21 protein-coding genes and 1 pseudogene are annotated in these 20,725 nt (G+C 44.9%); 3 read left to right on the plus strand and 19 right to left on the minus strand.

What is annotated here, in order from left to right:
* Positions 1–16: 16 nt before the first annotated feature.
* The 9 genes from AB3489_RS13525 to modA all read right to left on the minus strand — a co-directional run bounded on the left by AB3489_RS13525 (position 17) and on the right by modA (position 8,217).
* Positions 17–562 carry an FmdE family protein gene (locus tag AB3489_RS13525; RefSeq protein WP_368293301.1) on the minus strand — a complete coding sequence of 182 codons (546 nt, stop codon included), beginning with the start codon at positions 560–562 and terminating at the stop codon, positions 17–19.
* A 229-nt stretch (positions 563–791) separates the two neighbouring features.
* Positions 792–1,619 carry a tRNA (N6-threonylcarbamoyladenosine(37)-N6)-methyltransferase TrmO gene (gene tsaA, locus AB3489_RS13530; RefSeq protein ID WP_368293302.1) on the minus strand — a complete coding sequence of 276 codons (828 nt, stop codon included), beginning with the start codon at positions 1,617–1,619 and terminating at the stop codon, positions 792–794.
* Positions 1,620–1,689: 70 nt separating this feature from the next.
* Entirely contained in the window at positions 1,690–2,469 is a 780-nt protein-coding gene (locus AB3489_RS13535; protein WP_368293303.1) for an ABC transporter ATP-binding protein, read from the minus strand.
* Positions 2,469–3,530 (minus strand): FecCD family ABC transporter permease, encoded by a 1,062-nt coding sequence (locus AB3489_RS13540; protein WP_368293304.1) that lies wholly within the window; start codon positions 3,528–3,530, stop codon positions 2,469–2,471. Before AB3489_RS13540 ends, AB3489_RS13535 begins: the two co-directional genes overlap by 1 nt.
* Positions 3,530–4,672, minus strand: a complete 1,143-nt coding sequence (locus AB3489_RS13545; protein ID WP_368293305.1) for an ABC transporter substrate-binding protein — start codon at positions 4,670–4,672, stop codon at positions 3,530–3,532. The genes AB3489_RS13540 and AB3489_RS13545 overlap by 1 nt, the downstream gene beginning before the upstream one ends.
* Positions 4,673–4,739: 67 nt before the next feature.
* Positions 4,740–5,345: a radical SAM protein gene (locus tag AB3489_RS13550; protein WP_368293306.1), complete on the minus strand. Its 606-nt coding sequence runs from the start codon at positions 5,343–5,345 to the stop codon at positions 4,740–4,742.
* Positions 5,346–5,751: 406 nt separating this feature from the next.
* Entirely contained in the window at positions 5,752–6,450 is a 699-nt protein-coding gene (locus tag AB3489_RS13555; protein WP_368293307.1) for an ABC transporter ATP-binding protein, read from the minus strand.
* Positions 6,451–6,455: 5 nt separating this feature from the next.
* Positions 6,456–7,148, minus strand: coding sequence for a molybdate ABC transporter permease subunit (gene modB / locus AB3489_RS13560; protein ID WP_368293308.1), 693 nt, complete (start codon positions 7,146–7,148; stop codon positions 6,456–6,458).
* Between the two features lie 271 nt (positions 7,149–7,419).
* Positions 7,420–8,217 (minus strand): molybdate ABC transporter substrate-binding protein, encoded by a 798-nt coding sequence (gene modA / locus AB3489_RS13565; RefSeq protein WP_368293309.1) that lies wholly within the window; start codon positions 8,215–8,217, stop codon positions 7,420–7,422.
* A gap of 366 nt (positions 8,218–8,583) precedes the next feature.
* Here modA and AB3489_RS13570 point away from each other — a divergent pair, with 366 nt between their 5' ends.
* The gene (locus AB3489_RS13570) at positions 8,584–9,543 is read left to right on the plus strand and encodes a substrate-binding domain-containing protein (RefSeq protein WP_368293310.1); all 960 of its coding nucleotides are present in this window, start codon (positions 8,584–8,586) and stop codon (positions 9,541–9,543) included.
* Positions 9,544–9,650: 107 nt separating this feature from the next.
* Here the strand turns inward: AB3489_RS13570 and AB3489_RS13575 are convergent, their stop codons facing one another.
* From AB3489_RS13575 to AB3489_RS13595, 5 genes are all read right to left on the minus strand, one after another.
* On the minus strand, positions 9,651–10,493 hold the full coding sequence (locus AB3489_RS13575) for a DegV family protein (RefSeq protein WP_015044790.1): 843 nt from the start codon (positions 10,491–10,493) through the stop codon (positions 9,651–9,653).
* A gap of 317 nt (positions 10,494–10,810) precedes the next feature.
* The gene (locus AB3489_RS13580) at positions 10,811–11,326 is read right to left on the minus strand and encodes a hypothetical protein (RefSeq protein WP_287705085.1); all 516 of its coding nucleotides are present in this window, start codon (positions 11,324–11,326) and stop codon (positions 10,811–10,813) included.
* A gap of 22 nt (positions 11,327–11,348) precedes the next feature.
* Positions 11,349–12,827 (minus strand): cell wall metabolism sensor histidine kinase WalK, encoded by a 1,479-nt coding sequence (locus AB3489_RS13585; protein ID WP_287705084.1) that lies wholly within the window; start codon positions 12,825–12,827, stop codon positions 11,349–11,351.
* 16 nt (positions 12,828–12,843) lie between these two features.
* Positions 12,844–13,518 carry a response regulator transcription factor gene (locus AB3489_RS13590; RefSeq protein ID WP_019224642.1) on the minus strand — a complete coding sequence of 225 codons (675 nt, stop codon included), beginning with the start codon at positions 13,516–13,518 and terminating at the stop codon, positions 12,844–12,846.
* 132 nt (positions 13,519–13,650) lie between these two features.
* Positions 13,651–14,829, minus strand: a complete 1,179-nt coding sequence (locus tag AB3489_RS13595; RefSeq protein WP_287705083.1) for a GGDEF domain-containing protein — start codon at positions 14,827–14,829, stop codon at positions 13,651–13,653.
* 201 nt (positions 14,830–15,030) lie between these two features.
* On the opposite strand from AB3489_RS13595, the gene AB3489_RS13600 reads away from it, so the two are divergent.
* Positions 15,031–16,215 carry a pyridoxal phosphate-dependent aminotransferase gene (locus tag AB3489_RS13600; protein ID WP_287705082.1) on the plus strand — a complete coding sequence of 395 codons (1,185 nt, stop codon included), beginning with the start codon at positions 15,031–15,033 and terminating at the stop codon, positions 16,213–16,215.
* Positions 16,216–16,301: 86 nt separating this feature from the next.
* On the opposite strand, the gene AB3489_RS13605 is transcribed toward AB3489_RS13600, so the two are convergent.
* Together AB3489_RS13605 and AB3489_RS13610 are read right to left on the minus strand one after the other, a co-directional pair.
* A complete protein-coding gene (locus AB3489_RS13605; RefSeq protein ID WP_287705081.1) occupies positions 16,302–16,424 on the minus strand; it encodes a hypothetical protein in 123 nt (40 codons plus the stop codon).
* A gap of 37 nt (positions 16,425–16,461) precedes the next feature.
* Positions 16,462–16,689 carry a DUF1659 domain-containing protein gene (locus AB3489_RS13610; RefSeq protein ID WP_287705080.1) on the minus strand — a complete coding sequence of 76 codons (228 nt, stop codon included), beginning with the start codon at positions 16,687–16,689 and terminating at the stop codon, positions 16,462–16,464.
* Between the two features lie 216 nt (positions 16,690–16,905).
* Here AB3489_RS13610 and AB3489_RS13615 point away from each other — a divergent pair.
* Positions 16,906–17,755 (plus strand): annotated as a pseudogene (locus AB3489_RS13615) (DUF3102 domain-containing protein).
* Positions 17,756–17,772: 17 nt separating this feature from the next.
* Here the strand turns inward: AB3489_RS13615 and AB3489_RS13620 are convergent.
* The 3 genes from AB3489_RS13620 to cbiQ all read right to left on the minus strand — a co-directional run bounded on the left by AB3489_RS13620 (position 17,773) and on the right by cbiQ (position 20,708).
* Positions 17,773–18,993: a S1C family serine protease gene (locus AB3489_RS13620; RefSeq protein ID WP_287705077.1), complete on the minus strand. Its 1,221-nt coding sequence runs from the start codon at positions 18,991–18,993 to the stop codon at positions 17,773–17,775.
* A 173-nt stretch (positions 18,994–19,166) separates the two neighbouring features.
* A complete protein-coding gene (locus tag AB3489_RS13625; RefSeq protein WP_287705076.1) occupies positions 19,167–19,937 on the minus strand; it encodes an energy-coupling factor ABC transporter ATP-binding protein in 771 nt (256 codons plus the stop codon).
* A complete protein-coding gene (cbiQ, locus tag AB3489_RS13630; protein ID WP_368294638.1) occupies positions 19,938–20,708 on the minus strand; it encodes a cobalt ECF transporter T component CbiQ in 771 nt (256 codons plus the stop codon).
* Positions 20,709–20,725 lie beyond the last annotated feature (17 nt).

Raw genomic sequence — 20,725 nt, forward strand, 5'->3', positions numbered from 1 at the left:
TGTCCTAACATTCCTTTTATCGTTTTTGGTAATAGGGCTGTTCGGCGCATCCCAAGCAAAGGGCAGTCCCTTCCTGCTTTACTTCCCGGCCATCAAGGATACTTTCTCCGCACTTGCTGCAACGAGCCTTATGCTGGGGTTTCCCGGGCAAGTCCCTCGGCATAATATCTACCGTAACGTGCTCGATCTTAAACAGTTCCTGATCTGAATACTGATCCCAAAACTGATACGGATCAGCATCGTCCGGCATTTTGATATCACTGACCGGAGAGAGGCGTACTGCTTCATTTGTCGCCAGATTCACAAACGTAGCTGCCATTTTACCGTAGTTAACCAGTTTCAGACGCTTACGTCCGAGTGTACACCCGGTAACTACGCAAACTGCGTCCGCAGCACACCGGTCGATTTCCACATAAACAATCAAATCTTTATAGGTCAGCGGTTCCTCTATTTTCAGAAGCTTTAATCCGAAACGGGACATTCTGACTCCCAAAAACATTCCTGTACACAGGTGGCCGTGATAAGCAGCTGCAGCCTTCAAATCTTCTTCATACGTTCTCATTCCTAATTCTCCTCATATAATTTTTTTAAACAAAATTTTATAAATTCCAATTTTTGTTTACTACCGTTTGATTGAGGTCAAGGGCGAACGAAGCTCGTTCACCGAGGACAAAGCCGAAGACCCTTGACATCAGTATTGAAAATATTCTTTTGCTTTCCGGTCAGATATGACCGGCTGCTCTCGGGCGAGGATGGAGTTGGTGATTATATCCCAAGATTTAAAAATAAAATCAGAAAATGAAATGCGAAGAACAGTCAATATTAAATAGCTCTTCATCCGACAGAATGTTCAGCTCTTCCTTTGTGAAGGAAGTATGCTTCGGAACAAATTTCAGTTCCCTGGCTCCCTTTTTCCATCTGACAAGCATATTATCCTCGGATTCCACGAAGTGAAACCTCGGCGGATTAGCTACTCTGGCCCGTGTCAATCCTTGGATCGTGTCGGCCAAACAGGCTGAACCGGCAACAGATACTAAAAGGTCTGGCGAATTCAGCTTGCCTAGTTCTTCTTCCACAATTAAGGCCATACGTATAGCGAGAAGCAAGCCCTCACATTCTTCCTGATGATGAAGCAGTGCTTCCGTGCGAAAGATCTGCCGACGCATTTCTTTTTGCTGGGGTCTTATATAGGGAGCCCGCGGTGAGAAAATAATATCCTGCTCATAATACGGCTTGATATCCAGTACAGGCGAACCATCAATGGCATCTAGGTTTTGGACAATTAGCTGATTCCCTTGAATCTGATCCAGTTTAACAAGGGACAATCCAATCGGGTTCGGCCTACCAGGTGTGCGAATACCAAAAACTCCGTAGACCGGTGCATTAGGATTGACCTTGCGCGGCACGGTTTCTATCACCTTTTGGTTGGCCTGATGAAACCACGACAGGATCCAGAGATGGGAGTGCTCTTCAATTCTTTTGAGTCCGCCGGCGTATTCCGGAAATATTTCAATGCTGGCCTGCTGTCCATTGATTGGCATGCCTGCTGTGTCCTGCTGCAAGGAATGAACGATTCCGATCGGATTGATTTCGATTGGATGAATATTGATAATATCCATTTCTCACTATACGCTCCTTCTGTATTTTAAAAAAATAATTATCACCATACATCCCTGATTGAACGTGCCCTTAAGGCAGAACAGGTGTGCAGGTTTTGGCCAGCCTGCCGTCGCCGGTGGGCATGCTGGTTATCTTTACGTCGACACCATACACTTCACGCAGGTTTTCTTCTGTCACAATTTCATCAGGTTCTCCAATTTCAAAACCGCCTTCATGCAACAGTACCACGCGTGAGCAGCATAAAAACGCATGGTCCGGACAATGGGAAGTCATGACGACGCCAAGACCGTTTTCTGCCAGTTTTTTAATCTTCCCCAATACCTTCATTTGATTACCGTAATCAAGGTTAGAAGTAGGCTCGTCCATAACGAGAATTTCCGGCTGCTGGGCAAGGGCTCTGGCTATAAGTACCATTTGCCGTTCGCCGCCACTTATTTCTGTATACACTCTGTCTTTTAATAAATCGATACTGAGCGTTTCCATGGACTCCACCGCAATCCTCCTGTCTTCTTTTGAAGGTGTGGAAAATGCGCCCAGGTGGGCTGTCCGCCCCATTGTAACGACATCCAGGGCAGTGAATGGAAATGGTGGTGTGTGGTTCTGCGGTACATAACCAATGACCTGGGCAAAACGTTTGCGTTTCCAATGACTGACATCCTCGCCGTCTACCCGGATGGACCCGTCTATGAGCTTAAGAAATCCGAGAATGCTTTTAAACAACGTGGTCTTCCCTACACCATTCGGTCCCAATAGGCAAAGAATCTCATGAGAGGATACTGAAAATGATATCCTGTCAATAACCTTTCTATTTTCATAACCGCAAACAGCCGAGCAAACTTCCAGTTGCATCACCACGCGCTCCTTCCTTTCAACAGCAGATAGAGAAAAAATGGTGCTCCGATAATGGCAGTGAGTATTCCGAGAGGAATTTCAGTCGCAAAGACAGTACGCGCCACGTTGTCCACGATGAGCAGAAAAGTACCTCCAATCAGTACTGAGGCAGGCATAAGTTTTTTATAATCGGGGCCAACGATCAGTCGGGCAAAATGCGGAATGATAAGCCCAACCCAGCCAACCATGCCGGCAACGGAGATAGCGGACGATGTCAGCAGCGTCGAAGCCAATATCAGGATCAAACGTACTCTTCCTGTATCCACCCCCATGGCCTTCGCCTCTTCTTCCCCGAAAGAGAGGACGTTGATCTTCCAGCGAAATAGGAAAAGCGGTATAAGACCAATCACAAACGGGACAAACATCATCAGTACCTCCCTGTTTGTAATCGAATTCAGCCCACCCATCAGCCAGAAAGTAATTTCCTGCAGCTTGTTATTCGGGTCTGCTACAAATTTTGAAATCGAGGTGAATGCCGAGAATAGACTTTGTACCACCATGCCCGTGAGTACCAAAACCAGGACGGCGTTACTATTGCGCCCAATGACGCTGCTCAGTGCATAAGTCAGGCCCACCGCAGCAAGGCCGAATATAAAGGCTGTAATTTCTATCGATATGATGTTGAAGGAATTCAGGATGGCAAAAGCTGCCCCGAAGCCGGCACCCGCAGAAGCTCCAAGGATATCAGGAGAAACCATGGGATTTTTGAAAATTCCCTGATAAGCTGCTCCCGAGCCGGCCAACGCAGCGCCAATCATAACCCCGCATAAGATACGGGGAATACGCACATTGAATAGGACTGTCTCCACCGTCCCCTGACCTGTCACGCCGAAAATCTTGGCAAAAAAGATTTGCATCAATTGCTCAAACGGAATCCCGTACCTGCCAATGGTCAGTGAAATCAAAAAAACGATAACAAGTATGAGTATAAGTGCCGTCATTACGGGGAGGCCCGGCAGCCGGTTTCTCCACCCCGTTATGGAAGGAATGCCGGCTGCCGATTTCAGAGTGTCCCGCATTATTTTCCTCCGCCTCCGTTTATCAGGGCGGTAGCCTGTTCATCAGTAATATCAACCTGATAGAAGGTCTTATAAAAGTCCTTCACATCACTCTTCAGATCGACGTTGACATAATCGGGATAAAGCGTGCTGGCAAGCCACTCTGCTCCAAGAACCCTCGCCACACATGGTGGCCGGTCAAACCAATTGAAAGGCAAGGAAGCCGGTTTGTAGATCTTCTTGTTTTTGACAGCCGAGATGCTTGACCACTTGGAATCGTTGTATACCGTTTTCAGGAAATCGTCACCGCCCATCATAGAATTGACGATAATGACATCAGGGTTCCAGTTAAGTACCTGTTCCATAGAAACCTCCGTGCCCATACCTGATGCTGATGTTTCCAGCGTGACAACGTTTGTCGCATTCACAAAGCTGAGCAATTCCGTATGCATGGAATCCGCTCCGTCAGTACTGAGTCCGTCCGCACTCTCGGCGTAGTAGACTTTAACTTTTTTGTTGTCGGGGACCTTTGCAACCATTGATTTCGTTTTGTCTAACGAATTCTTGATATAGTCGGCTAGCATATTCCCGCGTGTTGAGTCGCCGAGGATCTCGCCAAGCAGACGGTAGGACTGTTCTGTTGCGGTGATAGAATAATCAAGGTTAACAACAGGGATACCGGTCTGCTCCGATAGTTTATCAATACTGGCGACGTTCTGCCCCTGTTGGCCAACACTTAAAATGATGTCAGGTTTAAGACTAATAATATATTCCGTATTATAGGTATTTTTTCCACCCATGTTGCCGCCGAGCACAGGCAGGTCTTTATACTGAGCATTGATATACTGCATGGCGTCTTCGGTCATTTTTGAGTTCCATCCGATCAGTTTAGCAGGAGCAAGCGTATAAACCATATAAGTGCCGATAGGACTGGTACAATATACTTTCATGACTTCTGCCGGGATGCTGACTTCTTTGCCCATCATATCGGTAAACTGCCGCTTCCCGTCGACAACCTTGGTTAACTGGGTTGTCGCAGCTTGTGATGCAATCGACGGCTTGTCAGCCGAGGACGTGGTGGATGAGCAGCCTACGGCCGTTAGCAGCACAAGGACCATACAGATGCTCAACACCAAAACTTTTGTAAACTTCTTTGATCTCATTTTCTCTGATTTCTCCTTTATTTAATTATTTTATTTTATATTGCAGAAGCTTTTAACTTCTGGAATACTACCGCTGCTGAGACGGAAATATGAAGAAACCATTAGCGCCGGTCAATGAAAGGAAATTGGCATAGGCCCCGGCATTTTCCGTCGCAACGATGTTACACCCCTCATCAGCATACAGCCGTGCAATCGCCATGGCTCGTGGCCAGCAATAAGGATTCGTAGGATCCTCCGCCTGCATCCTGGTATGCGGAAACGGCACAAAAGGCTGAATGCCGATCCAATCCAAGGAAAGACCCTTCAGGAATTCCAGACCTTCTAAAAAACCTTCATCCGATAGACCGAAACCCAGCAAGAAACCGCTCCATATTTTCAACCCAGCCGTTTTTACGCACTGCAACGTCTTTCTGCGGTCACTCAGTGAATCTCCGCCCGGGCGAAAACTGCGGTAGATCCGTTCGTCCGGCGACTCCAGCCCACATTGATAGCCGTCCATGCCGGCATCTTGAAGAGCCGTTAGCGCAGTGCCGCTAATAGCTCTGAACAACCCGTATACCTCCGCGTCAAAACGGGTTTTTATTGCTCGCATATATTCACAAAACGAATCGGGGATTTCGTATCCCATCCAGCCGGAAGCAGCGAGCAGATAAGTAGCGCCTGCTTGCAGCAAGGCGAAGTCCTACAGCCTGCATCAAAGACTACAGGGGCCCAATAGACTTTTTTTTCTTGGCCCCTGACTCACTGGCCAACCGAAATAGCTCGTTATCATCGAGAACTAACAAAGAGCGAAGGTTGCTCATTCTGTCGCCTCCAGAAAATCAAAGTACACCAACAAAGATAAGCTAACATAAACTAATATAACAAAGCATAATAATTATAATATGATCAATAAATTTGTGCAATACACAATATAAACAAACATTATACAACATAAACTATGTTTATATTGTATAACTTATATTTGGCAATCACAAAAAAGCCTTGGCATAAATCCAAGACTTAATCGTATATGATAAAACAACTAGGTGTATTGACAGAAAATAGGCAAATCTAACCTGATCATGCCGGGTTTAACTTTATCCGCCAGAAATTCCGATGTTAATTACATATTTGTTCTCTGTGACTGGAGGCTTTTTCAGTGAAGCAAGTTTTCCCCTGTCTATGCGGATGATCTGATCCCCCAGCAGTTCTGCTTCAGCAAGATCATGGGTAACCAAAACAAAAGGAATTTTCCACTGGCTTTGGATTTTCTTTAGCTCCTGCTGCAGCCCGCTTCTCGTTTCCTGGTCAAGAGCTGACAAAGGCTCATCAAGCAGCATGATCTCAGGTTCGGTCATTAATGCCCTGGCCAAAGCGACCCGTTGCTTTTCTCCTCCCGAAATATGCTGAGGATAACGGTTCTGGAGGTGAAGAATACCAAGCATCTCCATCATCTCCTCAGCAGCCCGCGGTTTGGCATGACGCTTTTCCTTGCTTACTCCGTACAAGATATTTCTTCTGACCGACATATGAGGAAACAAGGCATACTCCTGGAATACGTATCCCACCCTTCTCTCTTTTGAAGGACAATTAATTTTATTCTCCGAGAAGTAGACGATACGATCGTTGATTTGAATGATCCCCTGGGAAGGAGCTTTCAGTCCGGCCAGGCATTTTAAGATCGTCGTTTTTCCCGAGCCTGAGGGTCCAACAAGGACCAGAATTTCATTTTCAGCTTCTAATTCGGCCTCAAGCTCAAAATGGCGAAGCGTTAAATTAAATTTAGCCTTTAGCATCTTACTTACTCACTCCCCTCTTCCTGAATAAATCCTTTTTGCTGCCTTTTTGACCAACGGTTCAGCCAAAAGATCACTAAGAAGCTGAATACCGTCATGATCACAACCAGAATCATCGCCGTTGCAGTATCCCCGCCTTCATTAGCCATATAAATCGCAATCGGCATGGTTTGTGTTTTTCCGGGAATATTGCCTGCGATCATTAGTGTGGCTCCGAATTCTCCAAGAGAACGCGCAAAGGATAGGATGAACCCCGAGACAATACCCGGCCAGGAAAGCGGGATCGTGATGGTAAGAAAAACGCGCAGTTCACCTGCACCCAAAGTACGGGCAGCATTCTCCAGCGTTTTGTCGACTCCCTCCATTGCCGCTTTGGCGGATTGATACATCATAGGAAATGACACCACAGCCGCAGCAATGACTGCTCCTGCCAGATTGAACACGACACTGACATGAAAAACACCGGTCAAAAATTGACCTAAAGGCCCATTCTTACCGAACAGCCAAAGCAGGATAAAGCCAACGACCGAAGGAGGAAGAACCAGCGGCAAAGTGACAAAAGCCTCTACCAGATCCTTCCCCGGAAAATTTCGTCTGGCCATATGACCGGCTAAAGGGATCCCCAACAAGACAACAATGATTACTGCTGCCGTTGCAACTTTTAGGGATAAGATAATTGGTGTGTAGTCAAAGCTCATTAGCGTCTCTCCTGATCCGTGCAGAACAAATATCCTATTTACTGTACTCTATCAAGCCAAAATATGAAATACATGACAGCAGATTTTAAGCAATACTGCGTTAACATACCGCTCCTTTACTACTAAAAATCTGCTCGCCATAATTTGATAATTTAATATGTTTATTTCGGGCATGTATTATCATACCTATTATTTAGATATAAAACAACTAAATATCAACAACTAAATATTTATCATGCTGTCAAATTCCACTGAATGTTGATGATTCTTCTTATTTGCTTATTTTGAAACCGTATTTTCCAAAAATTTGTTGAGCATCACCACTGCTTAAGTAACTTAAGAAATCCTTCACTTCAGTCAGATTCTTGGTACCGGCAATTACAGCCGCAGGATAAACAATGGTGCTATGGCTGTCAGCCGGCGCAACTGCAACGACTTTTACTTTATCAGATCCCTGAGCATCAGATTGATAGACAATACCAGCATCAACGTTCCCGCTTTCTACGTATGTCAGTACTTGTGTGACATCTTTGGCCAGAACCAATTTGGCTTGCAGCGTGTCCCATAATTTCATACTGGTTAAAGCTTCCTGAGCATATTTCCCTGCCGGTACACTGTCCGGAGTACCAATACTGATTTTGTTTGCCTTGGCAAGATCCTGAAAACTGGTAATATTTTTATTATCTTTCCCTGCAATCAGCACAAGATCGTTCCCAAGCAGGTCAATCCGGGTCTCTTCCGCTAAAAGATTCCCTTTTTCCAATGCATCCATTTGTTTTTTTCCTGCTGAAATAAATAAATCAGTCGGCGCGCCTTGCTCAATCTGCTGCTGCAAAGAACCAGATGAACCATAGTTAATCGTCAGATTAATCCCTGCGTTTTTTCCTTCGTACTGTGTTTCTATTTCCGTCATGGCATCTTTTAAACTGGCTGCTGCTGATACAAGAATCTCCACCGGAACCGTTTCTTTTTGTTCAGTACGATTTGCTGAACTACCCGAACTGCTGCAGCCAACAAGTACCAAACATGAAACCAAAACCGCAATCAGAATTCCACCCATTTTTTTCATTAAATTTTCCTCCTAAAAATAAATGATATGTTTGCTTTCCTATCTCCATCCAAGATAAACAAACATAAGCCAATTAAACTAATATAAATGATTATACAATATATAACTCGGCCCTTCAATATTAATTGAAAACCAATATAGATCAATATAATTATTTAACATAACCTAACATCCCATTGTTCCTTGTCTTATGCCGTTGTTATATTACGTTATAATGCGCCAAATTTGTATAATAGGCGTAATTTTTTTCATCTGTACGACTCTGAACTCTTCGGTGTTTAGTATTGTTTCGTTCTTTTATTTTGAGTACTGTTTTGTCCTGTGATATAATAAAACAATATTATTTTAAAATTGAGGTGACTGGCATTGCTTGAAAGCACTTCCTATACCCCTGAAGAAGTAGCCCAGAAACTTAAAATATCCAAGTATACCGTCTATGAATTGATCAAACGCGGGGATCTTGCTGCATACCGGGTTGGACGTAAGGTAAGAGTAGAGGACAAGGATATCGAAGCCTATATTCAGAAAAGCAAAGGTGCCTCAATGACGACTGACGCTTTTACTTATCCATATCCAGTCTTAGAGCGCCCTTCAGAACCCGTCCGTTCTCCGGATGTCTCTATATCGGATACGGTCGTTATTTGCGGCCAAGATATCATACTGGATATTCTAACCCGTCACCTTTTGAAACAATACCCGAATATCAAATTCTTAAGAAGCTGTATCGGCAGCATTGATGGTCTGCTGGCACTCTACAGGGGGGAAGCCAACATTGCTACTGTCCATCTCTGGGACAGTGATGCCGATGATTATAATCTTCCTTATATCCGAAGACTTATGCCCGGACACCAAACAATCGTGATTAATCTGGTCTATCGCCAGGAAGGCTTTTATATTTCCCGCGGCAATCCTAAAGATATTACATCCTGGAAAGACCTGATCAGACCGGACGTCCGGTTTATTAACCGCGAACGCGGGTCGGGAGCCCGAGTCTTGCTTGATGAAAAATTGCGTATTGAGAGTATCCCACATCACTTGATCAATGGCTACTACGATGAAGAAATGAGCCATATAGCCGTGGCCAGCAAAGTTGCGCGGGGAGAAGCCGATGTAGGGCTTGGCATTGAAAAAGCAGCTATGCAGGTGTCAGGTCTTGACTTTATTCCACTAAAAACGGAAAGATATGACCTCGTGATGCGCCAGGAAGACCTGAATAAACCACATTTCCAGGCCCTGCTGGCTATTATCCGTTCTGAAGCCTACCGCAAGGAAGTCAAGGGATTAGGCGGCTATGATGTCTCGCGGATGGGCGAAATGATGGAGTAGTCAAAACATATAAAAAAAGAGAAAAGACTTCCTGCTGCCTTTCGAAAAGGCAGCAGGAAGTCTTTTCTCTTGAAAATTTACTAAACAGATGTCGTATTGTCACCCGGTTACTCCAGCTGGATAGCTGCTCCAACTGTTCCCGGTCCTGTATGGGCACCTATTACGGCTCCAACCTGCGCAAACATCTCAGCCGGTTTTTGAAAAGCATTCTCCAGTTCTTCTTTCAAATATAGTCCTGCCTGGGGAGCCGCTCCATGCGCAACGGCAAATTTAATATTTGTCCTTTTCCCAGCGAAGTCCTGAAATGCCTTGACAATGCTTTTTAAAGCTTTCTCCTGACTCCGGACTTTGCCAAAATTCTGGTAAACTCCGTCATCACCTACCCGGATTACCGGTTTGATATTCAGCAGTGTCCCCATAAACCCTGATACCCTGCCGATTCTTCCGCCTTTTTGGAGGTATTCCAGCGTATTTAAGGTAAAAAGCGTTTCAATGCTATTTCTGGCCTGTTGAAGCTTATCCAAAACTTGAACTGATTCCAAACCCTCTTTGATAGCTTTGGATGCCTCCATTACCATCAAGCCCAGACCGAGGCTTATGGTCTTAGAATCCACTAGATGAATGGCACCTTTTATTTTCTCTTTGGCCAGATGGGCCGCGTTCAACGTACCGCTTAAGCCGGAAGAAATATGAATGGAAATAACCTCCTGATATTCTTCAAGAAGCATCGAGTATAACGAAACAAACTGTTCCGGGGAAGGCTGAGAGGTTTTCGGAAGCTCTTCTTCCTGTTCTAGACATCGATAAAATTCTTTGGGGCTAATTTCTCCATCCACAAAACTTTTTTCCCCAAATAGAATTTTAAGAGGAATAACATGGGCCAGACATTTTTTCGATAGTTCGTCCGGCAAATCCGCAGTGCTGTCAGTGACCAAAGCAATTTTTTTCATACTTCATCCTACTCTCTCTTGAAATATAATCTGTTCCAACTCTTTATATGTCTCTTCTAATATCTCTCCATATCATCCCAATATATCAATCACGGAAGATTCACTGCCGCAACATCGGATTCCCCGACCTGGGCACCTCTAAGCTCATACGTTTGTCCGTTTGTATTATTCTCTATATTCCGCCATTATCCCTTTAAAAGCAAGCAATCCGTTTGGGATAAATCGGTGTCAAAAGGGATGCATCCTTCTGATTGGATACATCCCTCAGTTTTTTGATTCAAACAAACCAAAATCCTTCTCGCAAAGCATATTCTGACTTACGTCGTTTGCTGCGACGTTAATTCCACGTATACTGCGTTGGATTCTTCTGAAGTATTCAGTTCTTTCACCCATATTCTCAGGATATCGCCTGCTTTTAAATCACTCAGATTAATGCTGGTTTCCTGAGCGCTATCTGCGCCCGCCGTTCTACTGAAAATTGGTGTATCTTTAGCAATGACAATTGTATAGTTCATTCCGGTCGCCTTATCATTCATTTCCCGTGCCGGCGAAGTTCCTGCACTCGTATCTCCTTGTTCCAGCGGAGCTGCTTTCTGTTCGCTTTGTGAAGAATCCGAAGATTGCAGTTCTGCGACGATCAGTTGTTTTTCACCCACACTGACCACTTTTCCGAGTAAATCCATCTGCCGGGTTGGCCGGACTCCCTCGGTCTGTGTGCTTTCCATCTGTGCTGTTACCGTGTCGTCCGTCGCCGTCGAAGAAGTACTTGCCGAACACCCTGTCAACACGATCAGTAAGGTAACAAGTCCCACAACCAATAACTTCTTTTTCACTCACAAATTCCTCTTTTCTTGGTTATTCCGCTAGATCTACTTCAAACCAAAACTCGACGCCATTTTCCACGTTTTGAACCCCATATGCATTACCATGCTGTTCCTGAGTGGCCCGGACGATCGACAAGCCAAGGCCTGTGCCGCCATAAGAGCGGGTTCTTGCTTTGTCCACCTTATAAAAGCTGGTCCAAATCTTATCCAGAGCTTCTTCAGGAATGGGAGTGCCGGAGTTGAAAACGCTTACTCTGGCTTTTTGTCCTGTTTTTTCGAGCTTGACATTAATTTCTTTGCGCTGGTCTGCATGATTGATCGCATTGACCAGATAGTTCACGATGATCTGTTCAATCCTGTCGATATCGGCATTAACCGTAAATTTATCCTGAATCTCCTGGGTCAGCTGAATATTTTTCTCTTTGATCAGCAGCATATTCTTTCTGAGGACAAATTCAACCAGTTCGTTTAAGTCAAAATCTGTTTTTTCCAGCCGGGTGTAGCCCGCATCGATCTGCGATAACTCCAGGAGCTGTTTGACAAGCTTATTCATCTTGGCGCTTTCATCAATGATCACATTACAATAGAAGTCTTTATCCTCTTCACTTTCATTGACATTAACCTTGAGTCCCTCGGCATAACCCTGGATCAGTGCAATCGGCGTCTTTAGTTCATGTGAAACATTGGAAATAAATTCTTTTCTCATGTCGTCTATTTTTCTTTCTCTTTCGATATCCTCCATGAGCTTTTCATTGGCCTGCCGGAGTTCATTGATCGATTTCTCCAATTGGGTGGAAAGCGAGTTAATACTTGACCCAAGTTCGCCAATTTCGTCGAAGGTCCGCACTGGGTATTTTTTGCCAAAATCCAGTTTGACCATGGCCTGGGCGATCTCATTCAGACGAAGGATGGGTTTGGTAAATCTATCTGTAAAGAAAAATACGATCAGCACCCCGATAACCATAATAAACAAACCCGTAATAAGAGAAAACTTATTGGCAATTGCCGCACTTTCCTCGATCGCGACGACCGGAGTGTTTAGGTACAGATAGTCTCCGTTATTTAACCGTCCAACCAGATTAATAAAATCGGAATTCAGTCTGCGGTCAGTGGATTTAACAATCACAGGCTGCGTGGAATTCTGGGCATCTTTAAGGATTGAAATATCAGGAATAAACGAATAATCCGAGCCTCCAGGCTTTTTGAATGGCTCATGAAAAAATTCTTCTTCTTTTAATGAAGAAATATATTTGATATACATGGATGAATCAAGAATCGTAATGTTCAGGCCCTCGGTCCTCTCAATTTTCTCCAGATTGAGTAAAATATCGAACGGCTCGCCATCATAGTTTTCATTGATCTCATGGTAGTACTCCTTCAAGGTGCTTTCCTTGTTCAAGTAGTAATACTTCGCAAGAAACTGGTCATTTAAAAACCACGAAAGCAAAACATACAATACAGTCAGACAACTTATGGCAGTGAATAGTTTTAGTTTGATTGATGATTTCATTAGAATTACCTCAAATTCAGATTATCTCAAATCTGTATCCCAGTCCTCTGACGGTTTGAATAAAGTCTCCTTTGATCCCTAATTTGTACCTTAACCGTTTGATGTGGGTGTCCACAGTTCTGGCGTCGCCATAATAATCGTAATCCCAGACTGAATTCAAGATCTGTTCCCTCGATACAGCCAGGCTTTCATTGTCTACCAGATATAAAAGCAGTTCATATTCCTTCGGGCTTAAATCTACCCGTTCTCCGTCAATACTTACAACTCGCCTGTTTTTATCAATCTCCAGGCCGTCAAGGTTTTTAACGCTAGCCTTCGGATCGCTGGTTCTGCGAAGAAGGGCCTGCACCCGCGCGACCAGGATCAGCGGACTGAAAGGTTTCGTAATATATTCATCTGCGCCCAGATCAAAACCGAACAGCTCATCCGATTCCTCAGATCTTGCCGTCAGCATGATGACCGGAGTCTGGCCGCTCTTTCGGATTTCCCTGCATACCGTCCATCCATCCGTCTCGGGCATCATGACATCCAGGATAGCCAGGCTGATATGCTGTCCAGAATGAATAATATCCAGGGCCTGTTTCCCATCTTCCGCTTCGATGACGGTATACCCTTCCTTTTTTAAAAAATCAGCAACCAGTTTCCTCATTCTGGCTTCATCGTCTGCGATAAGTATATTCCCTGCATTCATTGCCTAACCCCCTTTAGGTTTTCCCAACAGTCCATGATTCTATTTGTTTCAGGAGGGATTGTATCCCTGGATGATATTCTAAGGAATGAATGTGTACATTTCGTGAACAATCGATTAATATTCTGTGAAAATTCAGATCTTTGAGCCGACATGGCTTATTGCGTTCTTACCGACCCTTTTGGACTGATACAGGCCAGCATCGGCGGTCTCAATCAGATTCTGGACTGTCCTGCCATCTTCCGGATAAGCAGCCAATCCAATAGAAACCGAAATATCCGGTTCTTCACTGACTCTCTTTCTGAACCGTTCGGCGATAATCAGGGCATCCGTTATTTTAGTTTTCGGCAAAATGACCAGGAACTCATCTCCGCCGTAACGACCAAGTATGTCAAACTCCCTGATATTTTCCTTGGCAATACTTACGACCTTTTTGAGAACCATGTCCCCGACGACATGTCCCCGGTTATCATTAATGCTTTTAAAATTATCAATGTCAAAAAGCATGAGAGTGAATTCGCCTGTCTTGGGATCATCAATCAGGTTTTTAAAATAATTCATAATTCCCTTTTTATTATATGCATCGACCAGAGGATCTCTCTGGACCATGTTGAGCAGGTGTTCATTGTGTAATTCCATTTCCAGCATTTTTCTCTTTACTTCGTAGTTGATGGTTTTATTGATGTTCACTAGCTTCTCTTCAGCGTTCGCCAATTTTAAACGATACGGCTCCTTTAATGTTTTTTGGATATAACAGTAAAACAGCAGGTACCCGGCAAACTGACATAACGGAATCAAGAAAGAGGAATTGGTAGGAAACTCATATTGGAGCAGCTGTCCAAAACCCATAAATATGACTCCCCAGGTCAATGATATCTGCTTTTCACCGAGGAATCTATGCAGCAATATAATAATGCCGGCGGCCAGGACGACAGCCGCTCCGCCTAAGAATTCCGTCATCGTCAGAATAACCGGCAGGTGGTCCGCATTCATGACCGTGAAAAGTACCAGAAACGGGAAAATCACGCTCAAAGCCGCAGATGCAGCGTAATTCTTCCACCGCCACGATAATATCAGTATAAGCAACAAGCAGAGAAAAGCAAAATTTGTATGATGAAGCACTTTTATACGCAGTACCATATCAGGATATGCTATACTAAGCAGCGCCAAGAGAAACGGCGCAATAAAACTGAATCCAAAAAGAGCCGAAAAACTCTTCTCCTTGTTCATGGTAAATACAAATGCCAAATTCAGAAAAGAAAAACATAAAATAATAATGACTGCAGCCTGATCATTTAAATAGGCATAGAACATTTTAATCCCTCTAATCTTTTCTCGTCTGATTAACTGTAAAATTCGACATTTTCTTCTATATTCCTGTTTTCGTTTATTCTTGACATTTTTTTCATCGATACGGACATTTTGCCGGACTTCAACAAATAGACTTTTTTGTCAAGATGAAATGAGGTAAAATAATACCAGTAACAATATGAATGTCCTAAAGGAGAAATGTGCGTGTTTTCGGAAAAAGTAATCAATAATTTAAAGAATGCCTCCTGGATTAGAGCAATGTTTGAGGAAGGCGAAAGGCTCGCCAAAATTTATGGACGCGAAAACGTCTATGACTTCAGTTTGGGCAATCCCTTTTCTGAGCCGCCAGAAGAGGTCATTGAATCTCTGAAAAATTATGTCACCGGGAATTATAAAGGAATTCATAAATACATGAACAATGCCGGCTATCCCGAAGTCAGAGAAAAAATTGCTCAGTCGCTCCGGAGTGACAGCCAGATCGGACTTACACAAGATAATATCATTATGACTGTCGGGGCTGCCGGTGGGCTGAATGTTGTCCTGAAAGCACTTCTGAATCCCGGTGAAGAAGTAATTATCTTTGCACCTTATTTTGTGGAATATATTTTCTATACGGATAACCATGGTGGGAAACCTGTCATTGTGCCGCCGGATCCCCGGACACTCGAGCCGGACCTGGATGCCCTAGAAAAAGCGGTTTCGCCCAAAACAAAGGCGATCGTCATCAATACCCCGAATAATCCAACCGGCATTGTCTACAGCAAGGAGAAGCTGGAACAAATCAAAGAAATCCTGCAGAAAAAAGAAAACGAATACAGTACGATCATCTATATTATCTCCGATCAGCCCTACGACCAGATTGTCTATGACGGGATGAAAATTCCGAACATCCTGTCGATTTTTGAAAACAGCATTATTGTCAATTCCTTCAGTAAATCACTCGGCCTTGCCGGAGAGAGAATAGGATATATTGCAGCGAGCAGCAGAATTAAAGACGCTGACGTGCTGAATAACGCCTTAAGCTTTTGCAACCGAACGCTGGGGTTTGTCAATGCTCCCGGATTGTTCCAGAAAGTTATCGGTGATTCTCTGGACGTCAAAACAGATACCGCAGATTATCAAAAGAAAAGAGATTATTTATATGAGCATCTGACTGCGCTTGGTTTTGAATGTGTCAAACCACAGGGAGCCTTTTACCTTTTCCCCAAAGCACTGATTGAGGACGATGTTGAATTTGTCAAAAGAGCCGTTAAATATAATTTACTGCTTGTCCCCGGAAGCGGATTTGGCTGTCCCGGTCATATCAGGATCTCCTACTGCGTAAGTATGGATACCATTGTAAATTCCATTCCTGCGTTTGAAAAACTGGTACAGGAATTCCGATCCTGATAGCTGATCGAAACGAGCTCTTGTAAAAGAATTGCTTATTTAGGAGCATCGCTAATTACTTGAATTCGTATTCAGCGATGCTCCTTTTACAGTTGATTTGGTAACACCAGAATATCAAAAATCCTGTTTAATGCGGTCGCATCAGGGCTGGCTTTGATGCCGGCGGTGGCAAAACTTAACCTTGCCACTTTGCTTGTGGTAATGGCCATGGGCTTCTTACCCCCTCTCCCTGGATTTTCCTGCCGGTCACTCCATGATCAGCTCAAAGTTCTTGCGCAGTATCACGTCGAGCACCGGATGCAGTGACAGTCCGAATAAAGCCTGCGCAACCTCGAAAAAAAGCGCCTGTTCCGTAGCGTCGGGCCGTACATAACTCAGGCTTTTCTGCCTGCTGATCGGGGCGCCAGCGGAATTAGTACCCTCCTGGTAGGCTACGACCAGCGCCGAATTCAAAGGTACCGCTACAACTGCCATTCCTTTCGCCACCTTTCTTTCGTATGGACAAGCCGTGCTTACCGGCATGTCCCTATACTTTATGATTTTGCTTGTCCAAAAGTTACCATTAAAATGAAGCATGTCCCAAATTATTCAACGTTGAATAATTTGGGACATGCGTTGTCTGAGGTTGTCAACATTTTCGGCCGAGCCCCACATGATGTAAGCAAAGAGCAGAAAGGGCTGACAACTATCATGGTCGATTCGGTGACAGACCGGACGCCGCTCGTTATCGCGGCTGAAATCAATACGATTAAACGCCAGATGGAAAAAATTTTTCTGGTTCACGCGATCGAGATCGGGCGGCGGCTGAAGGAAGCCAAAGACCTGCTTCCGCATGGCGGATGGGGCAAGTGGCTGGAAGAGTCGGTGAGCTACTCCCAGATTACGGCTGATCGGCTTATGCGTATTTATAGCGTCTACGGGAGCAATCAGCCCTCTTTACTACGCGCAGGCGCAGGAACTGCCGAATTTGACCTCCTCTCAGGCTCTGATTCTTCTGGGACTCCCGCCGGAAAACCGGGCTCAGTTCCTTGTCGAAATGGATGCCGAAGGCCTGAGCACGCGAGCGTTAAAAAAGGCTGTTGATGACTGGAAACTAGCCCGGCAGGACAAAGACAGGGCCTTTGAGGAACGGGATCAGGCCCTACAGGAAAAAGAGGATGTCCGTCAAAAGCTGGATGACGAAAAAGGCAAGAATGTTGAGTTAACCGCAGAGCGCGACAAGTTGAAGGCTGAAACGAATCATCTGAAGCAGACCAAACAGAAACTCGAACAGGAGATTGAGAACGGGAAGGCTGCCTATGATAAGCTCAAGGAAAGGATCGGTTATAAAAATATCGAAAAAATGAGCGCTGGGCTTACGGAAGCGCATAACAAGGCGGAAGCCAACAAAATCGCATTTTTATACGACACCCTGAACAAAACATTTAAGGAACTGGCCTATGAGATGACGCGGTTTGCCGCCAAGAATCCGGACGCGCACGCCATGTATCAAGAAAAAGTGAGGGACTTTCTGCTCAAATCGATAAAAGAGAATTTGTGAAGCTTAAGGCCGGCTGCTCAGGATTTTAATTCTGCCAGTGTAACCTTAACGTCTTTTGTGTTCTCCTGACGGTAATAGGTAATGGTGACCGTATCTCCGACCTCAAATTTAAACAATTCATGGGTCATTTCAAGAGAACTGGTGATCTCAACACCATTGACTTTGGTAATGACATCTCCGGCACGAATCCCGGCTTTATAGGCAGGCCCTCCGGTTGAGACCGCTGAGATATAGGCGCCAGCAGGCCAGCTCTGCTGAGAAGCCCATTCAACAGTATACCGTTCATCGATCGAGACCAGAATGCCTGGATGAGCAGCATAGCCTTTCTTGATCAGCTGTTGGATCGTCGGCCAGGCATCCGTAATCGGAATCGCAAAGCCCATTCCTTCATAGCCGGTGTCTTGATTCTTCGCCGCATTAATGCCAACGACCTTTCCATGATAATCTACCAGCGGTCCTCCGCTGTTTCCGGGGTTGATCGCCGCATCGGTCTGAATCAGATTAAAACTTGCTTCTCCCTGCAGTTCCAAAAAACGGTTCGTCGCTGAAATCACACCCGTCGTCACAGAGCGGGCAAAATCTTCTCCACCTGGATTCCCAATCGCAACCACAGGTTCTCCGACTTGAAGTGTGCTGGAATCTCCGAGACTGACTGCAGTCAGTTTGTCGGCGGATATTTGAACAACGGCCAGATCTGTCCGCGCATCTCCTCCCACGAGTTTACCTGTGATATTACGCCCGTCAGCAAGACTTACCACCAGTTTCTCGGCGCCTTCAATAACGTGATTGTTGGTCACAATAAGCCCTTTCTGCGCATCGATAATAAAGCCCGATCCGCTGGCTACTTCGGCAAGCTCACTTGACCGGCCAAATATATTACCGCCGCTCTGGAAATTGGCAATCCCCACGACAGCCGGACCTATTTTTTTCGAAATTTCTACCACCGGATACGTGTTGCCATTACCGTCTGTACTCGTCGAAGTATTCGCGACCGCCGAGGTTGTGACGAGTGAATTCGTGTTAGCCGAACTGCCGCTCTGGTTCTGGATACTCATGATTTCCGGATAGATTACCGGGGCTAAAGTGAGAGAGGCCGTCCCGCCCAACAAGGCGCTGATGATCGCGACAACCGCAATAACCATGATCCCCGGTTTCTTTCTCTGCGGCCGCTCTCCATTGTACGGATAGTCATGATAAGCGTTATAGTCTTTATAATGGTTATTGTTGTTAAAGTCCACGTCATTCCCCACCTTTTTAAATTAAACTTACTTATGCAAAATAATCGGGTTACAGATTATTTATTATTGTAATCATTATTTATGACAATCCTGTGAACTTTTGTTTACAGAATTGTGAAAAATGGCCCCTAAAAATCCGTTCTTAATTTTTTCTGCTTACATCACATCTCATCTTATGACCTGCCCGTAAAGTACCGTTCTCCGCATTTCGGACATCTTTGCAATGAAATCGGCACCTCAAGCCCGCATTGGTTAAGCAGCTCAGCATCCGCCAATATCTCGGCAGCCTCTCCGTCGGCAGCAATTTCGCCGTCTTTGATCACGATGACTCTCTGGCTGATGTCCAGGATCATATCGAGATCGTGGCTCGTAATGATTTTGGTATGCTCAAAACAATTCAGTAGATTGATGACTCTGCGGCGGGATCTCGGGTCAAGCGATGCAGTCGGCTCGTCCATGATCAGAACATCGGGCTGCATGGAAAGAACAGACGCAATCGCCGCTGCCCTTTTTTCGCCGCCGGACAGTTTAAAAGGCGGCCGGTCTTTCAGATGTAGGATGCCGACCATTTCCAAAGCTTGAAGAACCCTGCTTTCTACTTCCTTTTCATCATAACGGTAATTCCGGGGACCAAAGGCCACATCGTCATAGACCGTCGACATAAAAAGCTGGTCATCCGGGTCCTGGAAAACCATTCCGAGTCTTTGGCGGATTAACGGCAGTGTTTTTTTGGTAATGTGAATATCGCCTACCAACACCTCTCCGCTGCTCGGAAAAAGAACGCCCATCAGTAGCATGAGTAGGGTGGATTTTCCTGCGCCGTTTGCACCGACAATGCCGACCGACTCCCCATGATGAATCGTGAACGAGATATCCTTAACCGCCTTGTTACCGTCCGGATAAACATAATTAATTGTTCTGGCCTCTAACTTATGATGGCTCATTTAGCTTATCACTCCTGATATTAATAGACCGATCATCAATGGGATATTAATCATTCTAGCAAAAATGAAAAACAACAGCCAGCCGCCAAAATAAGCTCTGTCCCTTACAGTTATCCTGATGTCGGCTCCTGCATAGTATTCTCCTGTAAAACCACGTACACACATTGCCTGATACACTCTCTCCGCCCTGTCAATGGTCCGCAGGAGCAGCTGACCAACGAGCGTTCCCCAAGCACTGGGGTGAATGCCTTTTTGTTGGGGGGCCCGAAGCTTATATGCCCTTATGCTTCTGGATACTTCTTCGATTAATACGGAAATATACCTGTATGTCAGTAGAAGCTGCAAAACAAAAAGCCGCGGAACTTTCAGCATACGCAAACCTGCAGCAAGTTTATCCATTCCTGTCGTACAAATAAGAATCAGGGCAGCTGTGATCGTTAAGAGACTCTTCAGCAGGATTGAAGCAAAAGTAATCCACCCTCTGGACAATGCAAGTCCGCCCACTGTAATGACTTGAGAATCAAAAAACGGGTTTAAAATACCGATTGCAATAATAAACGGTTCGATCAGGAGTAATCTTGCCAGCACCTGTTTGACCGGCAGCTCTGCAAGAAAAAATACTACCACCGGATAGAAAATCAAGGGCAGCAAACCGATAATTTCGTGCCTGTCATATGAGACCACGACGAATAAGTAGGCGATAGTCGTCAATATCTTAATCAGCGGATGAAGCTTATGGACAAACGTGTCCTTATAGGCCAGCTCATCCATAAGCCTCATGTTGTACA

Source organism: Dehalobacter sp. TBBPA1, from assembly GCF_040931655.1.
Lineage (GTDB): Bacteria > Bacillota > Desulfitobacteriia > Desulfitobacteriales > Syntrophobotulaceae > Dehalobacter > Dehalobacter restrictus.